This is a genomic window from Streptomyces sp. NPDC005266 (genome assembly GCF_040607655.1).
Taxonomy (GTDB): domain Bacteria; phylum Actinomycetota; class Actinomycetes; order Streptomycetales; family Streptomycetaceae; genus Streptomyces.
Genome location: NZ_JBEXHC010000001.1, coordinates 176,140 through 199,609, shown reverse-complemented (window position 1 = coordinate 199,609; position 23,470 = coordinate 176,140). Strand labels below are relative to the sequence as shown.

Sequence of the window (23,470 nt, the reverse complement as noted above, 5' to 3'; positions counted from 1 at the left end):
GTGTTAACCTCAAGTCTGCACGTGCAGCCTCTTGGATGTATTCGGAGGCGCAGTGCTCAGTGTCCCCATCCGGGACCACCCTTCTTCCGGGAGCCTCCCCCACTGCCTGAGCAGCCTGCCTGAGCAGTAGCGAGCACGCTCCGGAATCGGCGTGGCGGATCCCAGTGAGCCTCCCGTCCCGCCGGAACCAAGAAATTTCTCTCCGCCGTACCCGGCGGACCACCGCCCCGGCCCGGTCCGCACGAGAAGGACCACAGCCGGACAGCACAACCGGTCGCCGAGCCAGACAGGCCGACGCCCGCTCCAGGGAAGGACCCTTCGTGAGCGACACCACCGATCTGATGGGCGTGAACGCCTCCGGCACCTCCGACAGCGGTGTCGGCAACGCCGACGCGCCCGCTACGGACGCTCCCGCCGCGCCTGCCACCGGTGCTGCCACTGGCACTGCCCCGCGGCGACGCCGCTCGGGCACCGGCCTTGACGCCATGGTCCTGGCCGAGCTGCAGCAGCTCGCCTCGAGCCTTGGCATCAAGGGCACCGCGCGGATGCGCAAAGGCCAGCTGATCGAGGTCATCAAGGAGAAGCAGGCCGCGGGCTCCAGCGGAGCCCAGGGCACCGAGGCCGCCCCGTCCGCAGCGGAGGGGGCGACCAAGCCGAAGCGCCGAGCCACATCCAAGGCCCGTACGGGCGAGGGCGGCGGCGACGCCGCCGCGGACAAGGCCAATGGCGCCGGCAAGGCGGCGGACGCCGAGAAGGCCGACAAGGCCGACAAGGCCGTCGCGCAGCAGCAGATTGACATCCCGGGCCAGCCCGGTGAACCCGCCGCCGACGAGCAGCCGGCCGGTGAGCGCCGACGCCGTCGGGCGACCTCGCCGACAGCCACCCCCGCCGAGTCCGGTGGCACGGCCACCGCCGTCGAGACCAAGACGGAGACCCGGGCCGACGTGGCCGGCTCCGCCAGGTCGGAGACCAAGGCCGACGCGAAGGCCGAGGCCGCCGTGGAGACCGCCGAGGGCAAGGGCGCCAAGGGCGGCGACCGCCAGGAGCGCGGCCAGAAGGGCGACCGCCGGGAGCGCGGCCAGCGTGACCGCGGTGACCGCGGTGACCGCGGTGACCGCCGCGGCGGCAAGGGCGACGACGGCCAGCAGGGCGGCGGTCGCCAGCAGCGCGACGGGCGCGGCCAGGGCCAGCAGCGCGCCGAGGAGGCCGACGACGACTTCGAGGGCGGGCGCCGTGGACGCCGCGGCCGCTACCGCGACCGCCGTGGCCGCCGTGGCCGCGAGGACTTCGGCAATGAGCCGCAGGTCGCCGAGGACGATGTCCTGATCCCGGTCGCGGGCATCCTCGACATCCTCGACAACTACGCGTTCATCCGGACCTCCGGCTACCTGCCGGGCCCGAACGATGTGTACGTCTCGCTCGCGCAGGTCCGTAAGAACGGTCTGCGCAAGGGTGACCATGTCACCGGTGCGGTCCGCCAGCCGCGCGAGGGGGAGCGCCGCGAGAAGTTCAACGCGCTGGTCCGCCTCGACTCGGTCAACGGCATGGCGCCCGAAACCGGGCGCGGGCGGCCGGAGTTCGGCAAGCTGACGCCGCTTTACCCGCAGGACCGGCTGCGTCTGGAGACTGAGGCCGGCGGCCTCACGACCCGGATCATCGACCTGGTCGCGCCGATCGGCAAGGGCCAGCGCGGTCTGATCGTGGCCCCGCCGAAGACCGGTAAGACCATGATCATGCAGGCGGTCGCCAACGCGATCACCCGCAACAGCCCCGAGTGCCATCTGATGGTCGTCCTCGTCGACGAGCGTCCGGAAGAGGTCACCGACATGCAGCGGTCGGTCAAGGGCGAGGTCATCTCCTCGACCTTCGACCGTCCGGCCGAGGACCACACCACCGTCGCCGAGCTGGCGATCGAGCGGGCCAAGCGCCTGGTCGAGCTGGGTCATGACGTGGTCGTGCTGCTGGACTCGATCACCCGTCTGGGCCGCGCCTACAACCTGGCGGCGCCCGCCTCCGGCCGCATCCTGTCCGGTGGTGTCGACTCGACCGCGCTCTACCCGCCGAAGAAGTTCTTCGGTGCGGCGCGCAACATCGAGGACGGCGGCTCGCTGACCATCCTGGCCACCGCGCTGGTCGAGACCGGCTCGCGGATGGACGAGGTGATCTTCGAGGAGTTCAAGGGCACCGGCAACATGGAGCTCAAGCTCGACCGGAAGCTCGCGGACAAGCGCATCTTCCCGGCGGTGGACGTCGACCCGTCGAGCACCCGTAAGGAAGAGATCCTGCTGGCTCCCGAGGAGCTGAGCATCGTCTGGAAGCTGCGCCGGGTGCTGCACGCGCTCGACTCGCAGCAGGCGATCGAGCTGCTGCTGGACAAGATGAAGCAGACGAAGTCGAACGCCGAGTTCCTGATGCAGATCGCCAAGACCACGCCCACTCCGGGCAACGGCGACTGAATCGGACACGTTCCGTAGCCGAAGGGCCTCCCCGCCGTGGTGGGGAGGCCCTTCGGCATGAAATCGGCATGAGATCTGAACCACAGCGGCCGGATCCGTCACGGACCGGCCGCTGTGCCGTTATCGCGCGCGAAAGTGCTGGTCAGAGCATTAAGGGGGACGAAGGGGACGAACGGCACTGTGGCAGCCCCACAACAAAACCCGACGAACTCGGTGTGCAACCCTGGCGCACGGCCTTCCATCTGTCAGGTCGAGACAACCACGTCGCGCCTGACCGTGACGGCAGGGGGTATCCGGGCACAGACGAGGACTGAGGAGCACATGGCTGAGGACAGCAACATAACGCCGGGCCGCCACCGCGCCCGTGGCGCCGCCACCGGCGGCCGACGCCGCAAGGGGCCCAGCACGCGCCGCAGGGCCGCGCACTATGTGGTGTGGACGCTGGCCGCGGTGGTGGTGCTCGGCGGAGCCGGCCTCGGCTATCTCTACTTCAAGCTCAACGGCAATCTGACCGGCGTCGACGTCAACGCCGCCCTCGGCCCCGACCGCCCCAAGAACGTCGACAACGGCTCGATGGACATCCTCGTCCTCGGCTCCGACTCCCGCGCCGGCAAGAACGCCAAGTACGGCAAGGACGAGGGCACCTCCCGCTCCGACACGGCGATGATCGTCCATGTCTACAAGGGCCACAAGAAGGCCAGCGTGGTCAGCATCCCGCGGGACACCCTCGTCAAGCGCCCCTCCTGCGCCAAGGGCGGCCAGAAGTCCCCCGCCGTGCGGGAGGCCATGTTCAACAGCGCCTACGAAGTCGGCGGCCCGGCCTGCACCGTGAAGACCATCGAGTCCATGACGGGCATACGCATGGACCACTTCCTCGAGGTCGACTTCTCCGGCTTCAAGCAGCTCATCAACGACCTCGGTGGCGTCAACATCACCACCACCTCGCCGATCCACGACCCGAAGAGCCACCTCGACCTGGAGGCGGGCCCGCACACCCTCGACGGCGAGCAGGCCCTCGGCCTGGTGCGGACCCGGCATGGTGTCGGGGACGGCAGCGACCTGGGCCGGATCAAGCTCCAGCAGGCGTTCGTCAAGGCGCTCCTCGAGCAGATCAAGCACGTCGACCTGTTCGGCAACCCGCAGAAGCTGTACAACCTGGCGGACACCTCCACCAAGGCGCTCACCACCGACTCCGACCTGGCCTCGGTGAACAAGCTGAAGGGCTTCGCCGAGAGCCTCAAGGGCATCGGTCCGGGCAACATGAAGATGACGACGCTGCCCGTGCGGTACGACCCCGAGAACCCGGCCCGGGTGCTGCCCATGGAGCGCAAGGCCCATCTGATGTGGACGGCGCTCCGCCACGACCAGACCATCCCGGCCTCGGCCACCAAGGGCTCGGCGGGCGACGCCACCGACGCGGGGAAGGTCGTCAAGTAGGGCCCCGGGGGTCCGGGGAAAGCAGGGCCCCGGGGGCCCGGGCAAAGTAGGGCCCCGGGGGCCCGGGGAATAACCGGGCCCCACCCCCGGTTTTGGGGGATGCGGCCAGTGCTGGCAAACTGGACCGTCGGTCCCGGTTCACGACAGGCAACCCGCCCGTCGACCCGGTGCCCTCCCGAACCTAGGAGATTCCCTTGAAGCGCGACATCCACCCGGAGTACGTCGAGACGCAGGTCAGCTGCACCTGCGGCGCGTCCTTCACCACCCGCAGCACCGTGAGCGGCGGCGCCATCCGCGCCGACATCTGCTCCGAGTGCCACCCGTTCTACACGGGTAAGCAGAAGATCCTCGACACCGGTGGCCGTGTGGCGCGGTTCGAGGCCCGCTTCGGCAAGTCCGCCGGGTCCGCCAAGAAGTAGCGACCCGCACGGCGCCGGTCTTCGGTCGCCCCTTTCCTGGGGCGACCGGACCGGCGTTTTGTCGTCACCGGCCCTACCGGATCCACCCCCGCAGCATCCACGAAGACCACCCAGGGAGCCCCCGATGTTCGAGGCGGTCGAGGAACTGATCGGCGAACACGCCGACCTCGAGAAGCGGCTCGCCGACCCCGCGGTCCACGCCGACCAGCGCGAGGCGAAGCGGCTCAGCAAGCGCTACGCCGAGCTGACCCCGATCATCGGCGCCTACCGCTCGTGGAAGCAGACCGGGGACGACCTGGAGACCGCCCAGGAGCTGGCCCAGGACGATCCCGACTTCGCGGACGAGGTCAAGGAGCTGGAGCTGCGGCGCGAGGCGCTGACCGACCGGCTCCGCCTGCTGCTCGTCCCGCGCGACCCGAGCGACGACAAGGACGTGATCCTGGAGGTCAAGGCGGGCGAGGGCGGCGAGGAGTCGGCCCTGTTCGCGGGCGACCTGCTGCGGATGTATCTGCGGTACGCCGAGCGGATCGGCTGGAAGACCGAGATCATCGACGCCAATGAGTCCGACCTCGGCGGCTACAAGGACGTGCAGGTCGCGGTCAAGGCCAGGGGCACGATCGAGCCCGGCCAGGGCGTCTGGGCCCGGCTGAAGTACGAGGGCGGGGTGCACCGCGTGCAGCGTGTGCCCGCCACCGAGTCGCAGGGCCGTATCCACACCTCCGCTGCCGGTGTGCTGGTCACGCCGGAAGCCGAGGAGGTCGAGGTGGAGATCGGCCCCAACGATCTGCGGATCGACGTCTACCGCTCCTCGGGCCCCGGCGGCCAGTCGGTCAACACCACCGACTCCGCGGTGCGCATCACCCACCTGCCCACGGGCATCGTCGTCTCCTGCCAGAACGAGAAGAGCCAGCTCCAGAACAAGGAGCAGGCGCTGCGCATCCTGCGCTCGCGGCTGCTGGCCGCGGCCCAGGAGGAGGCCGAGCGGGAGGCGTCGGACGCCCGCCGCAGCCAGGTCCGCACCGTTGACCGGTCCGAGCGGATCCGTACGTACAACTTCCCGGAAAACCGCATCTCGGACCACCGGGTCGGCTTCAAGGCGTACAACTTGGACCAGGTGCTCGACGGCGAACTCGACCCGGTCATCCAGGCGTGCGTCGACGCCGACGCGGCCGCCAAGCTCGCGGCCGCGCAGTAAGCACGCGCCAGGAAAGCTGACGTGCCCTTGTCCGGACCGGCTGGAGGAATTCAGTGAATGTGCTGCTCGCCGAGGTGGCCCAGGCCACTCAGCGGCTGGCCGACGCGGGCGTGCCCTCTCCGCGCTTCGACGCGGAGGAGCTCGCCGCCTTTGTGCACGGCGTCAAGCGGGGAGAGCTGCACGGCGTCGCCGACGCCGACTTCGACGCCCGCTACTGGGAGGCGGTCGCCCGCCGCGAGGCCCGCGAGCCCCTGCAGCACATCACCGGCCGTGCCTTCTTCCGCTATCTGGAGCTCCAGGTCGGACCGGGGGTCTTCGTGCCCCGGCCGGAGACCGAGTCGGTGGTGGGCTGGGCCATAGACGCGGTCCGCGCCATGGATGTCGTCGAACCGCTCATCGTCGATCTGTGCACCGGCTCCGGGGCCATCGCCCTGGCCCTCGCGCAGGAGGTGCCGCGCTCCCGGGTGCACGCGGTGGAGCTGGACGAGGGCGCCCTGCGCTGGGCCCGCAAGAACGTCGAGGGGTCCCGCGTCGTTCTTCAGCACGGAGACGCGTTGACGGCGCTGCCGGAGCTCGACGGGCAGGTGGACCTCGTCATCAGCAACCCGCCGTACATCCCGCTGACCGAGTGGGAGTACGTCGCGCCGGAGGCCCGCGACCACGACCCCCAGCTCGCGCTCTTCTCCGGTGAGGACGGCCTCGATGTGATCCGCGGCCTTGAGCGCACCGCCCACCGGCTGCTGCGCCCGGGGGGCGTGGTGGTCATCGAACACGCAGACACCCAGGGCGGCCAGGTGCCGTGGATCTTCACGGAGGAGCGTGGCTGGGCGGACGCCGCCGACCACCCCGACCTGAACAAACGGCCCCGGTTCGCCACCGCGCGGAAGGCCATGCCGTGACGGCGGCACCGCACCACACATTGGCCACGTACGAGGAGGTCCGTTAAATGGCACGGCGATACGACTGCGGGGACGCGACCGACCGCAAGACCGGCCTGCGCGAGGCCGCCTCCGCCGTCCGCCGCGGCGAACTGGTCGTGCTGCCCACCGACACTGTCTACGGGATCGGTGCGGACGCCTTCAACGCCGAGGCGGTCGGCGACCTGCTGGAGGCCAAGGGCCGCGGCCGGAACATGCCGACCCCTGTCCTCGTCGGCTCCCCGAACACTCTGCACGGCCTGGTCACCGACTTCTCCGAGCAGGCGTGGGAGCTCGTCGACGCCTTCTGGCCGGGCGCGCTCACCCTCGTCACCCGCCACCAGCCGTCGCTCACCTGGGACCTCGGGGAGACCCGGGGCACCGTCGCGGTGCGGATGCCGCTGCACCCGGTCGCGATCGAGCTGCTGACGGACTTCGGCCCGATGGCGGTCTCCAGCGCCAACCTCACCGGACACCCGTCCCCGCAGGACTGCGACGCCGCTCAGGACATGCTCGGCGACTCCGTCTCGGTCTACCTCGACGGCGGGCCGACCCCCGCCGCCGTACCGTCCTCCATCGTCGACGTCACCGGCAAGGTGCCGGTGCTGCTCCGCGCGGGCGCGCTCACCGCCGAGCAGCTCCGCGAGGTCGTACCCGACCTCGAGGTGGCCAATTGACAGCCCCTGAGACGGGGCGTGGCATAGCGGAACACCGGGCGAAGAACGCCGAGATCTCCTTCCGCATCCTCCACGTCAGCACCGGGAACGTCTGCCGCTCGCCGATCACCGAGCGGCTGACCCGGCATGCCCTCACCCACCGCCTCGGAAACGCCCGCACCAGCGGTCTGATCGTGGAGAGCGCCGGCACCTGGGGCCATGAGGGCGCCCCCATGGAGGCGCACGCCGCGACCGTCCTGACCGACCTCGGCGCCGACCCGGCCGGCTTCATCGGCCGTGAGCTGCTGGACGAGCACGTCATCCGCGCCGACCTCGTGCTGACCGCGACGCGTGACCACCGCGCCCAGGTCATCTCGATGGGCCACTCGGCGGGACTGCGCACCTTCACCCTCAAGGAGTTCACCCGGCTGGTACGGGCCATAGACCCCGCGACGCTGCCCGATCCGGAGGAGGCGGGCGGCGTGGTCGAGCGCGCCCGCGCCCTGGTGCGGGCGGCGGCCGCGCTGCGCGGCTGGCTCCTGGCGCCCAACGAGGAGGCGGACGAGGTGCACGACCCGTACGGGGCGCCCATCACCTTCTTCCGCTCCATCGGGGACGAGATCAACCAGGCTCTGGACCCGGTCGTGACGGCGCTGACGGGGGTCCCCGCCCCGGCGTAGCCCCGGCGTGGCCCCGGCGTGTCCCCCTGGTGACCCCGAGCCCCGGCAGGGATCCCACGGCGCGCGGAGACGGCGTCCCGGGCCTACCTTGGGGGTGACAAACCCGATGACCTGACCCCTCCCAAGGCTGTGAGCATGCCATGGCCGTCATCCCCTGGGGCCCCGATTTCGACGCGCTCGCCCGTCAGGACCCCGAGCTCGCGGGCATCATCCTGAGCGAGGCCGAGCGCGTCTCCAGCGGGCTCCAGCTGATCGCCGCGGAGAACTTCACCTCGCCGGCCGTGCTGGCGGCGCTGGCCTCGCCGCTGGCCAACAAGTACGCCGAGGGCTATCCCGGCGCCCGCCACCACGGCGGCTGCGAGCTGGTGGACATCGCCGAGCGGGTGGCCATGGACCGGGCGAAGGCCCTGTTCGGCGCCGAGCACGCCAATGTGCAGCCGCACTCGGGCTCTTCGGCGGTGCTCGCCGCGTACGCCGCGCTGCTGCGGCCCGGCGACACCGTGCTGGCGATGGCGCTGCCGCACGGCGGCCATCTCACCCATGGCTCCCGGTCCAACTTCTCCGGCCGCTGGTTCGAGTTCATCGGCTACGGCGTCGATCCGGCCACCGGACTGATCGACTACGACGAGGTGCTGGGTCTGGCGCGCGCGCACCGGCCCAAGGCGATCGTGTGCGGTTCGATCTCCTACCCCCGCCATCTCGACTACGCCACCTTCCGCGCCATCGCGGACGAGGTGAACGCCTCCCTCATCGCCGACGCCGCACACCCCATCGGCCTGGTGGCAGGGAAGGCCGCGCCGAACCCGGTGCCGTACGCCGACGTGGTGTGCGCGACCACGCACAAGGTGCTGCGGGGACCGCGCGGCGGGATGCTGCTGTGCGGCGCGGAGCTCGCCGAACGGATCGACCGGGCGGTGTTCCCGTTCACCCAGGGCGGTGCCCAGATGAACTCGGTCGCCGCCAAGGCCGTCGCCTTCGCCGAAGCCGCGGTGCCCGCCTTCACCGCCTACGCCCAGCGGGTGGTCGCCAACGGCCGGGCGCTCGCCGACGCCCTGGCCCAGGAGGGGCTGGCGGTCGTCACCGGGGGCACCGACACCCACATGGTCACCGCGGACGTCACCCCGCTGGGCCTGGACGCACCGACCGCCCGCGCCCGCTGCGCCGCCGCCGGGATCGTGCTCGACATCTGCGCGCTGGCCTCCGCCACCGAGCCGGGCGGCTGCGTCAAGGGGCTGCGGCTGGGCACCGCGGCCGTGACGACGCAGGGGATGGGGGAGGGCGAGATGGCGCGGATCGGCGCGCTGATCGCCATCGCGCTGCGCGAGGAGGAGACGGCGCCACGGATGCGGGGCGTGCGCGCGGAGGTCAAGGAGCTGGCGGCCGGTTTTCCCCCGTATCCGGCATAGCGGGGCGGGTGAGGATTCGGCACCGCTTTGGTGAGGACCCGGGCCTCCCGAGGACATCGCAGGTGCGAGGAGGCGTCTGTGGGGCACCCCACGCCGCCCCCGTCCCGGGCACATCGGGAACCGGAGCAGGCTAGGGTGAGGTCTTCTAGGGTGTGGCCCTGATCTGCCCTCGCGATCTTCTGGGGAATAGGTGCGTGAATACCTACTGACTCTGTGCATCACGGCCGCGGTGACCTATCTGCTGACCGGGCCCGTGCGGAAGTTCGCGGTCGCGGCCGGCGCGATGCCGGAGATCCGTGCCCGTGATGTGCACCGTGAGCCCACACCGCGACTCGGTGGCATCGCGATGTTCGGCGGGTTGTGCGCCGGACTGCTGGTCGCCGCGCACCTCAGCAACCTCAAGGACGTCTTCGAGCTCTCCAACGAGCCGCGGGCGCTGCTGTCCGGTGCCGGGCTGATCTGGCTGCTCGGGGTGCTGGACGACAAGTGGGGCGTGGACGCGCTGATCAAGCTCGGCGGCCAGATGATCGCCGCGGGTGTCATGGTGCTGCAGGGTCTGACCATCCTGTGGCTGCCGGTGCCCGGTGTGGGACCGGTCTCCCTCACGCCCTGGCAGGGCACGCTGCTCACGGTCGCCCTGGTCGTGATCACCATCAACGCGGTCAACTTCGTCGACGGTCTGGACGGTCTGGCGTCGGGCATGGTGTGCATCGCCGCCGCCGCGTTCTTCATGTACGCGTACCGCATCTGGTACGGCTACGGCCTGGAGGCCGCCGCCCCCGCGACCCTGTTCGCCGCCATCCTCATGGGCATGTGCGTGGGCTTCCTGCCGCACAACATCCACCCGGCGCGGATCTTCATGGGCGACTCGGGCTCGATGCTCATCGGGCTGGTGCTCGCGGCGGGCGCCATCTCCATCACCGGCCAGGTGGACCCGGACGCGATGAAGCTGTTCTTCCACGGGTCCAAGACCGCCGCGGTGCACGCCACCGTCCCGGTCTACATCCCGCTGCTGCTGCCGCTCACCGTCATCGCGGTGCCCTTCGCCGATCTGGTGCTGGCCATCGTCCGGCGCACCTGGCGGGGCCAGTCGCCGTTCGCGGCGGACCGCGGCCATCTGCACCACCGGCTGCTGGAGATCGGCCACTCGCACAGCCGGGCCGTCATGATCATGTACTTCTGGTCGGCGCTGATCGCCTTCGGCGCGGTGGCGTACTCGGTGAACACCGCCGGCGTGTGGTTCATCCTCGCGATCGTCGCGCTCAGCGCGGTGGGCCTGGTGCTGTTGCTGCTGCCCCGCTTCACTCCGCGGGTGCCGATCTGGGCGGAGGCGTTCGTACCGCCGCGCTACCGGCGGCGCGGCGGGCGGGCCGGTGCGGTGGCCGAGCGGATCGCGGAGCCGGAGGTGCCCGGGCAGCCCGCCCCGGAGACCATCGCACCCGAGGTGATGACGCCGCCGCCCGGGCTGAACGGGGCCACCGCGATCGGCGACCGGTCCGGCCTCGCCCACCGGCGGAGGATCGGAACCTCCCGATAACCACGTGTCCGGTCACGCTCAAGGAGTCAACTCCCTACACGTTCCATAACTCTTGTGTGTGACGTCGAGCACACAAGACGGGTAAAGACCTCATCAAATAGTTTGTGATACCGTTCACTAAACCCGGTGCACAGGCTGAGGGGCCGTAGCTGCGACGGCCACCGTCGCGTGGTTTCCCTCATTCCCGGGGATACGCTCGTCCACGACGAATCGTTGCTTCCGACACTTGCCGGAGAAACCCTTCATGCAGTCCAACGACGCCAGAACGCTGCTGAGTTGCGCAGTGCCCACCGCCGTGGTCGGGGTGGTCGCCGTCGCTGTCAGTTCTGTGCTCGCCGGTGGAAAGGGTGCGATCGGGGCCGCTTTCGGGGCGATTCTGGTGGCCGCACTCATGGCGGTCGACCTGATCATCCTGGAGCGCACCGCCAAGCATCTGCCGCAGCTGTTCCAGATGATGGGGCTCGCGCTCTACATGGTGCAGTTCCTGCTGGTCGCCGTGGTGCTGGCCGTCTTCAAGGACACCACCCTGTTCAACACCAGGGCATTCGCCTTCTCTCTGCTGGCCGCGACGCTGACGTGGATCGCCGCGCAGACCCGCGCCCATATGAAGGCCAAGATCCTTTATGTGCAGCCGGAAGCCGAGGACGAACGTAAGCCCGAGGGGGCGAAGAAGGGTACGCCCGCCGGGTCTCCGTCGTGATCAGTAGGGCCGGTATAAGGGGACATCCGCTCACCTGCTATCGTCCGGTGCCATCTGAGGCACAGCAGGCGCAGGTAGCTGAACCCCCGGGTTCCACGGGATGGAATCGGCGGCCCAGGCAGCTGATGCCCTACCCGACCCTCGGCCACGCGCCGACGATTCACGCCCATATCCGTATGACCAGTCCAGTGCCGCTCCGTGGCCGTGCGCCGCGCCGACACAACGAGGTTGCCGTACCCATGCGCCACGCTGAAGGAGCTCGCGGTGAGTCCTGACCAGACGCTCGCCTTCGAGACCGATTGCCACATCTTCAACGGGTGCGGCTTTCCGGCCCCGGGGCTCCATTCGTTCACGTTCGAGCCGATCGCCACGATCGGCGGCTTCGAGATCAACAAGCCAATCCTCCTGGCTCTCCTGGGCTCCGTGGTCGTCGTGGTCTTCTTCTGGGCCGCCTTCGGGAAGGCCAAGGTCGTCCCCGGAAAGCTGCAGCTGGTCGGCGAGGCGGGCTACGACTTCGTACGCCGCGGCATCGTCTACGAGGCGCTGGGCAAGAAGGAGGGCGACAAGTACGTCCCCCTCATGGTCTCGCTGTTCTTCTTCGTGTGGATCATGAACCTGTGGTCGGTCGTACCGCTGGCCCAGTTCCCGGCGACGTCGATCATCGCCTTCCCCGCGGGGCTCGCCGCGGTCGTCTACGTCCTGTGGGTGAGCCTCACCTTCAAGAAGCACGGCTTTGTCGGCGGCTGGAAGAACATCACCGGCTACGACAAGTCGCTCGGCCCGGTGCTGCCGCTGGTGATGTTCCTGGAGACGTTGTCCAACCTCCTCATCCGGCCGTTCACCCACGCCGTCCGGCTCTTCGCGAACATGTTCGCGGGCCACGTCCTGTTGCTGATCTTCACGATCGCCAGCTGGTACCTGCTGAACGGCGTCGGCATCGCGTACGCCAGCGTCTCGTTCGTGATGGTCATCCTGCTGACCATGTTCGAGCTGTTCATCCAGGCCCTTCAGGCCTACGTCTTCGTCCTGCTGGCCTGCGCCTACATCCAGGGCGCTCTCGCCGAGCACCACTGACAAGCCAGCCAGCCCAGACCCCAATGTGTCCGGTGGCCAACCCCCGCCGGTCCGTGAAAGAGAAGGAAGAAACGGCATGTCCGCTCTCCAGACCCTCGCCGCAGACGCTGTCCAGATCAAGGGCAACCTCGGCTCGATCGGCTACGGCCTCGCGGCCATCGGCCCCGGCGTCGGCGTCGGCATCATCTTCGGTAACGGCACCCAGGCGCTCGCCCGCCAGCCCGAGGCGGCCGGTCTGATCCGCGCCAACCAGATCCTCGGCTTCGTCCTCTGTGAGGCGCTGGCCCTGATCGGTCTGGTCATGCCGTTCGTCTACCCCTACAAGTGACGTCGGCGTAGCGCGAGTCGTTTTCGACGAAAGGCAATGATGTGAAAGCCCTGACACAGCTGGCGGCCGAGGAGCAGAACCCCCTCCTCCCCGAGTGGCCGGAAGTTGTCATCGGCCTCATCGCCTTCGCCATCGTTTTCTTCTTCTTCGCCAAGAAGCTCCTCCCGAACATCAACCGTGTTCTGGAGGAGCGTCGCAAGGCGATCGAAGGCGGCATGGAGAAGGCCGAGGCCACCCAGGCCGAGGCCCAGCAGGTCCTCGAGGACTACCGCGCCCAGCTCGCCGACGCCCGTCACGAGGCCGCGCGACTGCGCCAGGAGGCGCAGGAGCAGGGTGCCGCACTGATCGCCGAGATGCGTGCGGAAGGCCAGCGGCAGCGTGAGGAGATCATCGCCGCCGGTCACGCCCAGATCGAGGCCGACCGGAAGCAGGCCGCTCAGGCGCTGCGCCAGGACGTGGGCAAGCTCGCCACCGACCTGGCCGGCAAGCTGGTCGGCGAGTCCCTTGAGGACGTCGCCCGGCAGAGCCGCACCATCGACCGGTTCCTCGACGAGCTCGAGGCCAAGGCGGCCGACGGCTCGAAGGCCGAGGCCGGCCGATGATCGGAGCGAGCCGGGAGGCACTGGCAGCCGCGCGTGAGCGCCTCGACGCCCTGACGGACAACACCTCCGTCGACGCGACGAAGCTCGCCGAAGAGCTGGCCGCCGTCACCGCGCTGCTCGACCGCGAGGTCTCGCTGCGCCGGGTCCTCACCGACCCGGCGCAGCCCGGCGAGGCCAAGGCCGAGCTGGCCGGGCGTCTGCTGCGCGGGCAGGTCGGCGGCGAGACCATCGACCTGGTCTCCGGCATGGTCCGCTCCCGCTGGTCGCGCTCGCGCGACCTCGTGGACGCGATCGAGGAGCTGGCGGACACCGCGGACCTGGTGGCGGCCCTGCGGGCCGGCACTCTGGACGATGTCGAGGACGAGCTGTTCCGGTTCGGCCGGATCGTCTCCTCCTCGACCGAGCTGCGCGCCGCGCTGACCGACCGGGCCGCGAGGTCGGCGGCCAAGGCCGCGCTGGTGCGCGAGCTGCTGGGCGGCCGGGCCGACGCGGTGACCGTGCGGCTCGTCGTGCGCCTTGTGACACATCCGCGGGGACGTAGCCTGGAGGCGGGGCTCGACGCCCTCACCAAGCTCGCCGCGGCGCGCCGGGACCGTATGGTCGCGGTCGTGACCTCGGCGGTGCCGCTCAGTGACCAGCAGAAGCAGCGTCTCGGCGCGGCACTGGCGAAGCTGTACGGCCGCAAGATGCACCTCAACCTCGATGTGGACCCCGAGGTCCTCGGCGGGGTCATGGTGCGCATCGGCGACGAGGTCATCAACGGGACCGTCGCGGATCGCCTCGACGAGGCGGCCCGGCGAATCGCCGGCTGACCAGCCACCAACTCAACAAGCATACAAGCGGCCCGAGTTGGGCCGTAGTCAGACACTTCGGGCCCAACAAGGAGAGCAGGGAACCCAGATGGCGGAGCTCACGATCCGGCCGGAGGAGATCCGGGACGCACTGGAGAACTTTGTCCAGGCGTACAAGCCGGACGCGGCCTCGCGCGAGGAGGTCGGTACGGTCAGCGTTGCCGGCGACGGCATCGCGAAGGTCGAGGGTCTTCCCTCGGCCATGGCGAACGAGCTGCTGAAGTTCGAGGACGGCACCCTCGGCCTCGCCCTCAACCTCGAGGAGCGCGAGATTGGTGCCGTTGTCCTCGGTGAGTTCAGCGGCATCGAGGAGGGCCAGCCGGTGCAGCGCACCGGTGAGGTTCTTTCGGTCGCCGTCGGCGAGGGCTACCTCGGCCGCGTCGTCGACCCGCTGGGCACCCCGATCGACGGCCTCGGCGAGATCGAGACCGAGGGGCGGCGCGCCCTCGAGCTGCAGGCCCCCACGGTCATGCAGCGCAAGTCGGTGCACGAGCCGATGGAGACCGGCTACAAGGCCGTCGACGCGATGACCCCGATCGGCCGCGGCCAGCGCCAGCTGATCATCGGCGACCGCCAGACCGGCAAGACCGCGCTGTGCGTCGACACGATCATCAACCAGCGTGACAACTGGCGCTCCGGCGACCCGAAGAAGCAGGTCCGCTGCATCTACGTCGCCATCGGTCAGAAGGGCTCCACCATCGCCGGCGTGCGCGCCGCGCTGGAGGAGGCCGGCGCCCTGGAGTACACGACGATCGTCGCTTCCCCGGCGTCCGACCCGGCGGGCTTCAAGTACCTGGCCCCCTACACCGGCTCGGCCATCGGTCAGCACTGGATGTACCAGGGCAAGCACGTCCTGATCGTCTTCGACGACCTGTCCAAGCAGGCCGACGCCTACCGCGCCGTCTCCCTGCTGCTGCGCCGTCCGCCGGGCCGTGAGGCATACCCGGGCGACGTCTTCTACCTGCACTCCCGGCTGCTGGAGCGCTGCGCCAAGCTCTCCGAGGAGATGGGTGCCGGCTCGATGACCGGTCTGCCGATCGTCGAGACCAAGGCCAACGACGTCTCGGCGTTCATTCCGACCAACGTCATCTCCATCACCGACGGCCAGTGCTTCCTGGAGTCCGACCTGTTCAACGCCGGTCAGCGCCCGGCGCTGAACGTCGGCATCTCGGTCTCCCGAGTCGGTGGCTCCGCCCAGCACAAGGCCATGCGCCAGGTGTCCGGCCGGCTCCGGGTGGACCTCGCCCAGTACCGCGAGCTCGAGGCGTTCGCCGCCTTCGGCTCCGACCTGGACGCGGCCTCCAAGGCATCGCTGGAGCGCGGTGCGCGCATGGTCGAGCTGCTGAAGCAGCCGCAGTACAACCCGTACTCCACCGAGGACGAGATCGTCTCGATCTGGGCGGGCACCAACGGCAAGCTGGACGACGTCCCGGTCGAGGACATCAGCCGCTTCGAGCGCGAGCTGCTCGACTACCTCCACCGTGAGCACAAGGGGCTGCTGACCAGCATCGTCGAGGGCGGCAAGATGTCCGACGACACCATCCAGGCCCTCGGCGAGGCCGTTGACAGCTTCAAGCGGCAGTTCGAGACCTCGGACGGCAAGCTGCTGGGCGAGGGCTGAGCATGGGTGCCCAGCTCCGGGTCTACAAGAGGCGGATCAAGTCCATCTCTGCGACCAAGAAGATCACCAAGGCGATGGAGATGATCGCCGCCTCGCGCGTCGTCAAGGCGCAGCGCCGGGTGGCCGCGTCGACTCCGTACGCCAGTGAGCTCACCCGGGCGGTGGGCGCGGTTGCCACCGGCTCCACCACCCAGCACCCGCTCACCACCGAGGCGGAGAACCCGACGCGGGCCGCGCTGCTGCTCATCACGAGCGACCGCGGTCTGGCCGGCGGCTACTCCTCCAACGTCATCAAGGCGGCCGAGCAGCTCACCGAGCGGCTTGTCGCGCAGGGCAAGGAGGTCGACGCCTACATCGTCGGCCGCAAGGGCGTGGCCTACTACGGCTTCCGTGAGCGCAAGGTCACGGAGTCGTGGTCCGGCTTCACCGACAACCCGACCTACGCGGACGCCAAGAAGGTGGCCGGCCCGCTGATCGAGGCGGTCCTCAAGGACACGGCCGACGGCGGCGTGGACGAGCTCCACATCGTGGCCACCGAGTTCGTCTCGATGCTGACGCAGACGCCGAAGACCGACCGGCTGCTGCCGCTCAGCCTCACAGAGACACCAGCGGCTGAGGCTGACGCCGCGGGGTCGGCGGACGAGCAGGCGAAGAAGGGCGAAATCCTTCCCCTCTTCGAGTTCGAGCCGTCGGCGGAGGAGGTGCTCGACGCGCTGCTGCCGCGGTACGTCGAGTCCCGTATCTACAACGCCCTGCTCCAGGCCGCTGCCTCCAAGCACGCGGCCACCCGGCGGGCGATGAAGTCGGCGACCGACAACGCCGAAGAGCTCATCAAGTCGCTCACGCGACTTGCCAATGCGGCCCGCCAGGCCGACATCACCCAGGAAATCAGCGAGATCGTCGGTGGCGCGAGCGCTCTGGCCGACGCCTCTGCGGGGAGTGACTGACAACTATGACCACCACTGTTGAGCCGACCGCTCCTGGCGGCGTGGCCACCGGCCGCGTCTCGCGGGTCATCGGCCCGGTCGTCGACGTGGAGTTCCCCGTCGACGCGATGCCGGACATCTACAACGCACTGACCGTCGAGGTCTCCGACCCCGCCCGGGCGGGTGAGAAGAAGACCCTGACCCTCGAGGTCGCGCAGCACCTCGGCGAGGGCCTGGTCCGCGCCATCTCCATGGAGCCCACCGACGGCCTGGTCCGCCAGGCCGCGGTGACCAACACCGGCGACGGCATCACCGTGCCCGTCGGCGATGTCACCAAGGGCCGGGTGTTCAACACCCTCGGCAAGATCCTCAACGAGCCCGAGGCCGAGTCCGAGGTCACCGAGCGCTGGCCCATCCACCGCAAGGCGCCGGCGTTCGACCAGCTCGAGTCCAAGACCGAGATGTTCGAGACCGGTCTGAAGGTCGTCGACCTGCTGACCCCGTACGTCAAGGGCGGCAAGATCGGTCTGTTCGGCGGCGCGGGCGTCGGCAAGACCGTCCTCATCCAGGAAATGATCATGCGTGTGGCCAAGCTGCACGAGGGCGTTTCCGTGTTCGCCGGCGTCGGCGAGCGCACCCGTGAGGGCAACGACCTGATCGAGGAGATGGCCGAGTCCGGCGTACTCCCGCAGACCGCGCTGGTCTTCGGCCAGATGGACGAGCCCCCGGGCACCCGTCTGCGCGTGGCCCTGGCCGGTCTGACCATGGCGGAGTACTTCCGCGATGTGCAGAAGCAGGACGTGCTGTTCTTCATCGACAACATCTTCCGCTTCACCCAGGCCGGTTCCGAGGTCTCGACCCTGCTCGGCCGCATGCCCTCCGCGGTGGGCTACCAGCCGAACCTGGCCGACGAGATGGGCATCCTGCAGGAGCGCATCACCTCGACCCGTGGTCACTCGATCACCTCGATGCAGGCGATCTACGTCCCCGCGGACGACCTGACCGACCCGGCCCCGGCGACCACCTTCGCGCACCTCGACGCGACCACGGTGCTCTCCCGGCCGATCTCGGAGAAGGGCATCTACCCGGCGGTGGACCCGCTGGACTCGACGTCCCGGATCCTGGACCCGCGCTACATCTCGCAGCAGCACTACGACTGCGCCATGCGCGTCAAGTCGATCCTGCAGAAGTACAAGGATCTCCAGGACATCATCAACATCCTGGGCATCGACGAGCTCGGCGAGGAGGACAAGCTCACCGTCTTCCGCGCCCGCCGTATCGAGCGCTTCCTGTCGCAGAACACCCACGCGGCGAAGCAGTTCACCGGTCTCGACGGATCGGACGTTCCGCTGGACGAGTCCATCGCCGCGTTCAACGCGATCGCCGACGGTGAGTTCGACCACTTCCCGGAGCAGGCGTTCTTCATGTGCGGTGGTCTGGACGACCTGAAGAAGAAGGCCAAGGAGCTGGGCGTCTCCTGAGCCCCGTAGCTCTGGAGAGGGGTGGGCCCGGTCCCACCCCTCTCCGCACGCCCGTTATTCTTTGACGAAAGCCCTGTCGTACCCGACAGGTGGAGACCCGAGGAGCCACGTTGGCTGCTGAGCTGCACGTCGAGATGGTCGCGGCGGACCGTAGTGTCTGGTCCGGCACGGCCACCTTGGTGATCGCGCGCACCACATCGGGTGACATCGGCGTCATGCCCGGCCACCAGCCGCTGCTCGGTGTGCTGGAGTCCGGCCCGGTGACCATCCGTACGAGCGGTGGCGGAACGGTCGTCGCCGCGGTGCACGGCGGCTTCATCTCGTTCTCGGACGACAAGCTCTCGCTGCTCGCCGAGGTGGCGGAGCTGTCCGACGAGATCGATGTCAAGCGCGCGGAGCGGGCGTTGGAGCGGGCCAAGGCGGAGGCGGACGCCGCCGCCGAGCGGCGCGCCGATGTCCGGCTGCGTGCGGTGGCGGGAGCGCACTGAGCCTGTCACGTACGGTCGAAACCCTCAGCCGCGGACCTCGCTGGAGCTCTCTTCAGCGATCCGCGGCTGAGGCGATGCAGGTGCGGTTTTTCCGGATGACGCGAGGAGGTCGGTGAAGATGGTCCTCGCTCTGCTTGTGAGCGGCGTGGTCGTCGCGCTGGTGGTGGTGGGACTCTTCGTCTTCGGTCTCCGCCGGCGGCTGATCCAGCGGTCCGGCGGAACCTTTGACTGTTCGCTGCGGTGGGGCGCGCCCGGACCGGAGTCCGAGCCGGAGCCCAGCGGCAAGGGGTGGGTGTACGGGGTCGCCCGTTACAACGGTGACCGGATCGAGTGGTTCCGGGTCTTCTCCTACGCGCCGAGGCCCCGCCGTGTCCTGGAGCGCTCACAGATCGAGGTGCTGGAGCGGCGTACGCCCAAGGGCGAGGAGGAGCTCGCGCTGCTCTCCGACGCGGTCGTCCTCGCGTGCCGGCACAGCGGCACCCGGCTGGAGCTCGCGATGAGCGAGGACGCCCTCACCGGATTTCTGGCCTGGCTGGAGGCGGCGCCTCCCGGTCAGCGCGTCAACGTCGCGTAGGGCCCGCGCAGGGCCCTCTCACAGGGCCGTCTCCTCCATGGGGCGGCCGTCCGCTACACCCCCAGCTCCTGGGCCAGCACCGCCGCCTGGACCCTGCTGCGCAGCTCCAGTTTGCCCAGCAGCCGGCTGACGTGGGTCTTCACGGTCGCTTCCGCCATCGACAGCCGTACCGCGATCTGAGCGTTCGACAGCCCCTGGCCGAGACAGCCGAGCACCTCCCGCTCGCGCGGGGTGAGCGTGGCCAGCACCGACGGATCGGCCGCGGCCCCGTCGTGCGCACGGCCGCGGGGCCGGGCGAACTCCGCGATCAGCCTCCGGGTCACCGCCGGGGCGATCAGCCCCTCACCGCGAGCCACGGTGCGCACCGCGTCGATCAGGCCCACCGCGTCGCTGTCCTTGAGCAGAAAGCCGGCCGCCCCGGCGCGCAGCGCCCCGAAGACGTACTCGTCGAGGTCGAAGGTGGTCAGCACCAGCACGTCGGCCAGCTGCTCGTCGACCACCTGACGGGTGGCCGCGACCCCGTCCAGGCGCGGCATCTGCACATCCATGAGCACCAGATCGGGGCGGAGCGAGCGGGCCAGGTCCACCGCCTGCCGGCCGTCCTCGGCCTCGCCGACCACCTCGATGTCGGGGGCCGACCCCAGAATGAGCACGAGCCCCGAGCGCACCGATGCCTGGTCCTCGGCGACGAGCACCCGGATCGGATTCGGTGCGGCGGCGGATGGCTGGGTCACGGCGGCTCCAGGTCGAATGAGCGGTGTCGGGGCGCGGTCATGGCTGAGGTGCTGCGCCCCCGTCCCCGAGCGGCAGCGCGGCCCGGACCCGCCACACCGTGCCCGAGGGGCCGGTGACCGGGCCCGCGTCGAGGGTGCCGCCGAGCAGGCTCACCCGCTCGCGCATCCCGATCAGGCCGGTGCCGGAGCCGGGCGCCCGGGGGACGGGGCCCTCGTCGTACGGGCTGATGACGCCGACCTCCAGCGGGCCGCCCGGGACCTGGGCCAGCGTCACGTCCACCCGGCCGGGCGCGGCATGCTTGAGCGCGTTGGTCAGCGACTCCTGGACGATGCGGTACGCGGCGAGCTCGACCGGGGCGGGCAGCGGGGCGGCGTCGGCGGGCCGTTCGTCGCACAGCACGAACTCCTGGCCGTCACCGGGTGCGGTGGTGGTGCGCGTCTGCTCCAGCAGGGTGTCCAGCGCGTCCAGGGTGGGCGCGGCGGCCGGTGCGTCCTCGTTCCCGGCGTCCCGCAGCAGCCCGATCAGACGGCGCATCTCGGCCAGGCCCCGGACGCTGTTCTCCCGGATCACCCCGAGCGCCCGATCGGTCCCGGCGGGGTCGCCCAGGGAGAGCGCGGCCGTGGAGTGGATCGCGATGGCCGAGAGATGGTTGGCCACCAGGTCATGGAGTTCGCGCGCCATCCGGGCGCGCTCGGCGGTGACCGCTTCCCGGCGGTCCAGCTCGGCCAGCAGCGCCGTCTGCTCGGCGCGCAGCCGCTCGGTGGCCGCCGTGTCCCGATGGCCGCGGATGATCCATCCGGTCCAGGCGGGCGTCAGCACGACGAGTCCGAAGGCCACGCCGATCAGCAGGGATACGGCCGTACGGAAGATCACCACCGGTACGACGGTGGCCACGACCGTCAGATGGACGGTGGCCTGCGGAATGAGGCGGGCCGCCCGGTATGTCCCGTACACCACGGCCGCGTACAGCACATCGGTGAACATCAGCACGGTCGCGATCAGCGAGCCGCTCGCCTGGTCGGCGGCGAGCGCGGCCGTGGCCAGCGGCAGCGCGACCCCGGGTGCGGTTCTGCGCAGCAGCTCGGCGCCCGCCATCACGGTGAGCGGCACCAGCGGCAGAGCGTCCGGCAGGCCGGGGAACCAGTCGTTGCTGACCAGCCCGAGCGCCCACAGCACCACCCCGCCGAGCAGCCCGCCGAGGCTGATCAGCACATCGTCGCGGTGCGGGCGTGGTGGGAGGCGTGGACGCGACGGCATGGCCCCATCCCACCACGCGGCCCGCGCCGGGCGGATCCGCTCCCGGGTGCGCGCGGAGGGGGCCCGCGTACATCGAAGGATGCAGTCCGGTCTCATCGCCGCCGACGACGCGACGGCGCGTGCCGCACGCGACGGTGAGGGGGAGCGAAGGGAGCGATCCGTGATTGTCGCGCTGATCATTGCCTGTGAGGTCGGCTTCTGGGTGCTGCTGGCCGCCGGGCTGGCCCTGCGGTATCCGGCGCGGAAGCCGAAGGCGAGTGTCGTGGTGCTGTTGTGCGAGCCGCTGCTGGAGCTGGTGCTGCTGGTCGTGACCGCGATCGATCTCAAGCACGGGGCCGAGCCGGACTGGAAGCACGGGCTCGCCGCCGTCTACATCGGCTTCTCGGTCGCCCTGGGCCATCAGACGATCAGTTGGGTGGACGCGCGGGTGGCCCACCGGTTCTTCGGCGGGCCGCCGCCGGTCAGGCCGCCGAAGTACGGCATGGCGCGGGCGGCGCACGAGTGGAAGACCGCCGCCCGGTGGGTGCTGGCGGCGGTCATCGCGATGGCGCTGCTGCAGGGGGCGATCTGGTATGTCGGGGAGGACGGGGAGGTCGGCTCGTTGCGGGCTTGGCAGACGAAGATGCTCTTCGCCATCGGCGTCAACGTGGTCATCGCCCTGAGCTACACGCTGTGGCCGAAGCGGGAGCGGGCCGGTTCAGCGGTGCGGTAGGCCGCCGAAGGGCCGGGGCCCGGGACGCTGTCCCCGGCCCCGGCCCTTCGGCGTCGCGTGGCCTCAGCGGTTCTCGCCGGGCACCCACAGTACGTCCCCGACCTCCTTGTTGGCCGAACGGGCCAGGATGAACAGCAGGTCGGAAAGCCGGTTGAGATAGGTGGCGGTGAGCGGGTTCATGGAGTCCGCGAACTCGCCCAGCGCCGCCCAGGTGGAGCGCTCGGCGCGGCGTACCACCGTGCACGCCTGGTGCAGCAGGGCGGCGCCGGGGGTGCCGCCGGGGAGGATGAAGCTGCGCAGCTTGTCGAGATCCGCCAGGAAGCGGTCGCAGTCCGCCTCTAGCTTGTCGACATAGCTCTGTTCGACGCGCAGCGGCGGATGCGCGGGGTTCTCGACCACCGGGGTGGACAGATCCGCGCCCACGTCGAACAGATCGTTCTGGACCCGGCGCAGGACCTCGGTGATCTCGGCGGGCAGCCCGCCCAGCGCGATGGCCACCCCGATCGCGGCGTTCGCCTCGTTCGCGTCGGCATACGCGGCGATCCGGGGATCGGTCTTGGCGGTGCGGCTCATGTCCCCGAGGGCGGTGGTGCCGGTGTCCCCGGTACGCGTATAGATGCGGGTGAGATTGACCATGAGGCCGAGCCTACGCGCCGGGCCTACGCGCCGGCCTGCCGGAAGAGCCGGGCGCCGACGGTGACCGCCACGACCGCCAGACCGGTGGCGACCAGCGAGGCGAGCGCGATCTTCCCGTCCCCGTACTCGCCGACGAACGCGGCCCGTACGCCGTCCACGAGATAGCGGAACGGGACGAAGTGCGAGGCGACATCGAGCCAGTGGGGCCCGAGCGACATCGGCAGGAGGATGCCGGAGAGCAGCATCGCGGGCATGGTGACGGAGTTGATGACCGGCGCGAACTCCTGCGGGGTGGCCGCTCGCATCGCCAGCGCGTAGGAGAGTGAGGCGAGCGAGACGGTGAGCACGCCGACGAAGACGAAGCCGATCGCCACGCCGAGCACGGGCGCACGCAGGCCCATGGCGACGGCGACGACGACCACGACCACCGACTGCAGCAGCAACTGGACGACGTCCTTGAGCACCCGGCCCATGAGCAGCGCCAGCCGGCTGACCGGGGTGACCCGCATCCGCTCGACGACACCCGTGCGCTTCTCCAGGACAAGGCCTATCCCCGCGAACGAGGCGCTGAAGATGCCGAGTTGCATGAGGATGCCGGGGACGATGGTCTGCCAGGAGCTGCCCTCGCCGCCCAGCGGCAGATCCGTGAGCAGCGGGCCGAAGAGGGTCAGGAAGAGCAGCGGCTGGACGAGCCCGAAGATCATGGCCGGCTTGGAGCGCAGCGTCTGCCGGGCGTAGCGGCCGAAGATCAGGGCGGTGTCCGAGATGACATACGGCATGAG

The 23,470-nt window shown here is 70.0% G+C and carries 24 protein-coding genes; 20 read left to right on the top strand and 4 right to left on the bottom strand.

Annotated features, from left to right (window positions below; translation table 11 throughout):
* The first annotated feature begins 320 nt into the window (after window positions 1-320).
* From rho to ABZU99_RS00805, 19 genes are all read left to right on the top strand, one after another.
* Window positions 321-2,456, top strand: coding sequence for a transcription termination factor Rho (gene rho / locus ABZU99_RS00895; RefSeq protein WP_356044331.1), 2,136 nt, complete (start codon window positions 321-323; stop codon window positions 2,454-2,456).
* A 321-nt stretch (window positions 2,457-2,777) separates the two neighbouring features.
* Complete coding sequence (locus ABZU99_RS00890; RefSeq protein ID WP_355951047.1) at window positions 2,778-3,893, top strand: LCP family protein; 1,116 nt, start codon at window positions 2,778-2,780, stop codon at window positions 3,891-3,893.
* 194 nt (window positions 3,894-4,087) lie between these two features.
* A complete protein-coding gene (gene rpmE / locus ABZU99_RS00885) occupies window positions 4,088-4,312 on the top strand; it encodes a 50S ribosomal protein L31 (RefSeq protein WP_355951049.1) in 225 nt (74 codons plus the stop codon).
* A gap of 124 nt (window positions 4,313-4,436) precedes the next feature.
* A complete protein-coding gene (prfA, locus tag ABZU99_RS00880; protein ID WP_355951052.1) occupies window positions 4,437-5,507 on the top strand; it encodes a peptide chain release factor 1 in 1,071 nt (356 codons plus the stop codon).
* A 53-nt stretch (window positions 5,508-5,560) separates the two neighbouring features.
* Window positions 5,561-6,406 carry a peptide chain release factor N(5)-glutamine methyltransferase gene (gene prmC / locus ABZU99_RS00875; protein ID WP_355951055.1) on the top strand — a complete coding sequence of 282 codons (846 nt, stop codon included), beginning with the start codon at window positions 5,561-5,563 and terminating at the stop codon, window positions 6,404-6,406.
* A 47-nt stretch (window positions 6,407-6,453) separates the two neighbouring features.
* Entirely contained in the window at window positions 6,454-7,101 is a 648-nt protein-coding gene (locus tag ABZU99_RS00870; RefSeq protein ID WP_355951058.1) for an L-threonylcarbamoyladenylate synthase, read from the top strand.
* Complete coding sequence (locus tag ABZU99_RS00865; protein ID WP_355951061.1) at window positions 7,098-7,760, top strand: protein-tyrosine-phosphatase; 663 nt, start codon at window positions 7,098-7,100, stop codon at window positions 7,758-7,760. The genes ABZU99_RS00870 and ABZU99_RS00865 overlap by 4 nt, the downstream gene beginning before the upstream one ends.
* A gap of 140 nt (window positions 7,761-7,900) precedes the next feature.
* Complete coding sequence (gene glyA, locus ABZU99_RS00860) at window positions 7,901-9,166, top strand: serine hydroxymethyltransferase (protein WP_355951064.1); 1,266 nt, start codon at window positions 7,901-7,903, stop codon at window positions 9,164-9,166.
* 190 nt (window positions 9,167-9,356) lie between these two features.
* Window positions 9,357-10,703 (top strand): MraY family glycosyltransferase, encoded by a 1,347-nt coding sequence (locus ABZU99_RS00855; RefSeq protein WP_356044337.1) that lies wholly within the window; start codon window positions 9,357-9,359, stop codon window positions 10,701-10,703.
* 244 nt (window positions 10,704-10,947) lie between these two features.
* Window positions 10,948-11,403: a hypothetical protein gene (locus ABZU99_RS00850; protein ID WP_355951070.1), complete on the top strand. Its 456-nt coding sequence runs from the start codon at window positions 10,948-10,950 to the stop codon at window positions 11,401-11,403.
* 264 nt (window positions 11,404-11,667) lie between these two features.
* Window positions 11,668-12,477, top strand: a complete 810-nt coding sequence (gene atpB, locus ABZU99_RS00845) for a F0F1 ATP synthase subunit A (protein WP_355951073.1) — start codon at window positions 11,668-11,670, stop codon at window positions 12,475-12,477.
* 76 nt (window positions 12,478-12,553) lie between these two features.
* On the top strand, window positions 12,554-12,805 hold the full coding sequence (locus ABZU99_RS00840; protein ID WP_351509907.1) for a F0F1 ATP synthase subunit C: 252 nt from the start codon (window positions 12,554-12,556) through the stop codon (window positions 12,803-12,805).
* 41 nt (window positions 12,806-12,846) lie between these two features.
* Window positions 12,847-13,407, top strand: coding sequence for a F0F1 ATP synthase subunit B (locus ABZU99_RS00835; RefSeq protein WP_355951077.1), 561 nt, complete (start codon window positions 12,847-12,849; stop codon window positions 13,405-13,407).
* A complete protein-coding gene (locus tag ABZU99_RS00830; protein WP_355951079.1) occupies window positions 13,404-14,219 on the top strand; it encodes a F0F1 ATP synthase subunit delta in 816 nt (271 codons plus the stop codon). Before ABZU99_RS00835 ends, ABZU99_RS00830 begins: the two co-directional genes overlap by 4 nt.
* Before the next feature lie 88 nt (window positions 14,220-14,307).
* On the top strand, window positions 14,308-15,879 hold the full coding sequence (atpA, locus tag ABZU99_RS00825; RefSeq protein ID WP_355951082.1) for a F0F1 ATP synthase subunit alpha: 1,572 nt from the start codon (window positions 14,308-14,310) through the stop codon (window positions 15,877-15,879).
* 2 nt (window positions 15,880-15,881) lie between these two features.
* Entirely contained in the window at window positions 15,882-16,826 is a 945-nt protein-coding gene (locus tag ABZU99_RS00820; protein ID WP_355951085.1) for a F0F1 ATP synthase subunit gamma, read from the top strand.
* Window positions 16,827-16,831: 5 nt separating this feature from the next.
* Window positions 16,832-18,286: a F0F1 ATP synthase subunit beta gene (atpD, locus tag ABZU99_RS00815; RefSeq protein ID WP_355951088.1), complete on the top strand. Its 1,455-nt coding sequence runs from the start codon at window positions 16,832-16,834 to the stop codon at window positions 18,284-18,286.
* Window positions 18,287-18,396: 110 nt separating this feature from the next.
* Window positions 18,397-18,774, top strand: coding sequence for a F0F1 ATP synthase subunit epsilon (locus tag ABZU99_RS00810; RefSeq protein ID WP_355951091.1), 378 nt, complete (start codon window positions 18,397-18,399; stop codon window positions 18,772-18,774).
* A gap of 118 nt (window positions 18,775-18,892) precedes the next feature.
* Window positions 18,893-19,348 carry a DUF2550 domain-containing protein gene (locus tag ABZU99_RS00805; RefSeq protein WP_355951094.1) on the top strand — a complete coding sequence of 152 codons (456 nt, stop codon included), beginning with the start codon at window positions 18,893-18,895 and terminating at the stop codon, window positions 19,346-19,348.
* 53 nt (window positions 19,349-19,401) lie between these two features.
* Here the strand turns inward: ABZU99_RS00805 and ABZU99_RS00800 are convergent, their stop codons facing one another.
* Together ABZU99_RS00800 and ABZU99_RS00795 are read right to left on the bottom strand one after the other, a co-directional pair.
* Window positions 19,402-20,082 carry a response regulator transcription factor gene (locus tag ABZU99_RS00800; RefSeq protein WP_355951096.1) on the bottom strand — a complete coding sequence of 227 codons (681 nt, stop codon included), beginning with the start codon at window positions 20,080-20,082 and terminating at the stop codon, window positions 19,402-19,404.
* Window positions 20,083-20,119: 37 nt separating this feature from the next.
* Window positions 20,120-21,340, bottom strand: a complete 1,221-nt coding sequence (locus ABZU99_RS00795) for a histidine kinase (protein ID WP_356044345.1) — start codon at window positions 21,338-21,340, stop codon at window positions 20,120-20,122.
* A gap of 160 nt (window positions 21,341-21,500) precedes the next feature.
* Here ABZU99_RS00795 and ABZU99_RS00790 point away from each other — a divergent pair, with 160 nt between their 5' ends.
* A complete protein-coding gene (locus tag ABZU99_RS00790) occupies window positions 21,501-22,052 on the top strand; it encodes a hypothetical protein (protein ID WP_356044348.1) in 552 nt (183 codons plus the stop codon).
* Between the two features lie 63 nt (window positions 22,053-22,115).
* Here ABZU99_RS00790 and ABZU99_RS00785 read toward each other — a convergent pair whose 3' ends face one another.
* Entirely contained in the window at window positions 22,116-22,688 is a 573-nt protein-coding gene (locus tag ABZU99_RS00785; RefSeq protein ID WP_355951101.1) for a cob(I)yrinic acid a,c-diamide adenosyltransferase, read from the bottom strand.
* Window positions 22,689-22,711: 23 nt separating this feature from the next.
* On the bottom strand, window positions 22,712-23,467 hold the full coding sequence (locus ABZU99_RS00780; RefSeq protein WP_355951103.1) for an ABC transporter permease: 756 nt from the start codon (window positions 23,465-23,467) through the stop codon (window positions 22,712-22,714).
* Window positions 23,468-23,470 lie beyond the last annotated feature (3 nt).

Bases quoted from the DNA above. Each gene is read 5' to 3' on its own strand.
- atpD (WP_355951088.1), top strand. From the start codon at position 16,832: ATGACCACCACTGTTGAGCCGACCGCTCCTGGCGGCGTGGCCACCGGC.
- ABZU99_RS00890 (WP_355951047.1), top strand. From the start codon at position 2,778: ATGGCTGAGGACAGCAACATAACGCCGGGCCGCCACCGCGCCCGTGGC.
- prfA (WP_355951052.1), top strand. From the start codon at position 4,437: ATGTTCGAGGCGGTCGAGGAACTGATCGGCGAACACGCCGACCTCGAG.
- ABZU99_RS00830 (WP_355951079.1), top strand. From the start codon at position 13,404: ATGATCGGAGCGAGCCGGGAGGCACTGGCAGCCGCGCGTGAGCGCCTC.
- ABZU99_RS00820 (WP_355951085.1), top strand. From the start codon at position 15,882: ATGGGTGCCCAGCTCCGGGTCTACAAGAGGCGGATCAAGTCCATCTCT.
- ABZU99_RS00850 (WP_355951070.1), top strand. From the start codon at position 10,948: ATGCAGTCCAACGACGCCAGAACGCTGCTGAGTTGCGCAGTGCCCACC.
- ABZU99_RS00805 (WP_355951094.1), top strand. From the start codon at position 18,893: ATGGTCCTCGCTCTGCTTGTGAGCGGCGTGGTCGTCGCGCTGGTGGTG.
- glyA (WP_355951064.1), top strand. From the start codon at position 7,901: ATGGCCGTCATCCCCTGGGGCCCCGATTTCGACGCGCTCGCCCGTCAG.
- ABZU99_RS00785 (WP_355951101.1), bottom strand. From the start codon at position 22,688: ATGGTCAATCTCACCCGCATCTATACGCGTACCGGGGACACCGGCACC.
- ABZU99_RS00795 (WP_356044345.1), bottom strand. From the start codon at position 21,340: ATGCCGTCGCGTCCACGCCTCCCACCACGCCCGCACCGCGACGATGTG.
- ABZU99_RS00870 (WP_355951058.1), top strand. From the start codon at position 6,454: ATGGCACGGCGATACGACTGCGGGGACGCGACCGACCGCAAGACCGGC.
- ABZU99_RS00780 (WP_355951103.1), bottom strand. From the start codon at position 23,467: ATGCCGTATGTCATCTCGGACACCGCCCTGATCTTCGGCCGCTACGCC.
- atpA (WP_355951082.1), top strand. From the start codon at position 14,308: ATGGCGGAGCTCACGATCCGGCCGGAGGAGATCCGGGACGCACTGGAG.
- ABZU99_RS00840 (WP_351509907.1), top strand. From the start codon at position 12,554: ATGTCCGCTCTCCAGACCCTCGCCGCAGACGCTGTCCAGATCAAGGGC.